Genomic DNA, 1,650 nt, shown 5'->3' on the forward strand with positions numbered 1-1,650 from the left:
GGATTTAACAGACAGACCGCCATCGCGAGCAAGCTCGCTCCCACAGGTTATGCGCCAGCCTTCAGGGCCTGCTGCACCGCCCCATCTACACTCAAACCACTCAGAATCACACCGCTGGATTTCACCTGCGCCAATGCCGTTTGTACGTCATCCTTCAGCCGCGCCAGAATCAGGCGTTTGCCCTCCTGATGCACCCGCACAAAAAACTCCTGCAACGCCTCGATGCTGGTGCCATCCAGATCTGGCGACTCCTCAAGACTGAGAATCACCGAATGAACAGGCACTTGTGAGTGTCGAATCAGACGCAAGGCACCGCCAAGAATCCGCTCGACGTTGGCAAAGAACAACGCTTCCCCCGGTCGCACAATCAACACACCCGGCACTGCTTGCGCCGTTGGATGGCGGTGCAGGTCGACAAAGTCGTGACCGCCATCGATGCGCCCCAGAATCTGGATATCCGCCGCAGACATCTGCTTGAGCATCAGCAATACACTGATCGCCACCGCCACCAGCAAGCCATCCAGCACCCCCAGCACCAACACCGCAGCCACGGCGCAGATCACCAGCAAGCGGTCACGGCGCCAGATGAAATACCGTCCCAGCGGCTGCAGGCTCAAGCCGCGACCCAGGGCATGGATGACGATGGCGGCGAGGATCGGTTCCGGGGTCAGGGCGATGTAAGGCAGCACCGTCAGGACAATGACCAGCACCATCAGCGCCGCCACGATACCGGCCAGACGCGAAGTGGCACCCGCCGCCTCATTGGCCGACGTCGCCGAATACCCCGCTCCCGCCGGCATGCCGTGGAACAGGCCGGACAGCAGGTTGGAAGCCCCCAGCGCAAGCAAGTCGCGGTTCGAGGTGACGCGGTCACCATGTTTTAGCGCATAAGAACTGATCGAACCATAGGACTCCGCATACAGAATCATCACCATGGCGAACGCCAATTCCCCCAGACGCAGCCAGTCGGCAAACGGCAGTACCGGCAGCTTCGGCACCTCCAGGCTCAGGTCGATCACGCCGATCAGCTTCACGCCATAGGCCGGCAGGTCCAGCCACTGCCCCGCCGCAATGCCGATCACCACCACCAACAAACCTCCCGGCAAGCGCCGAAACCGCGCAAACAGCCATAACAAGGCCAATGCCACGGCGCCGACACCAGCCGCCACCCAGTTCCATTGCGGCAGTTGCTCCAGCAGTTGCGGCAGGAAGCCCACCAGGTTGGCATCGGTCAAATGCACGCCGACCACACTGGCGACCTGTTTGAGAATGATGGTCAGCGCCAGGCCAAAGGCAAAGCCGCGCAGCACCGGTTTGGCGATGAACGAGGTCACGCTGCCGAGCTTGAACAGCCCGGCCAGCAAGAAAAACGCCCCGGTCACCAGCACCAGGCCGATGGCCAGGGTCGAGCGAAGCCCGGGGTCGCCATTGGCCAAGGTGGCGGTCGCGGCGGCCAGCACCGCGGCGGACGATGAAGTGGCCGAGACAATCGCAAAGCGGCTGGTACCGAACAGGCCATAACACAGCAACCCGGCGAACAAGGCGATCACCCCGGCTTGGGGCGCCAGTGCGGCGATGCTTGAATAGGCGACCGCTTCAGGCAGCAACAGGCCGGCAATCGACAAACCTGCCATCAGGTCCTGCCAGCGG

The 1,650-nt window shown here is 62.4% G+C and carries 1 protein-coding gene; it reads right to left on the minus strand.

Annotated features, from left to right (window positions below):
- Window positions 1-47: 47 nt before the first annotated feature.
- A partial coding sequence (locus tag ACXRVY_RS27860) for a SulP family inorganic anion transporter (protein WP_458238818.1) occupies window positions 48-1,650 on the minus strand: 1,603 nt, incomplete at its 5' end.

Source organism: Pseudomonas sp. P5_A2_2 (genome assembly GCF_054177685.1).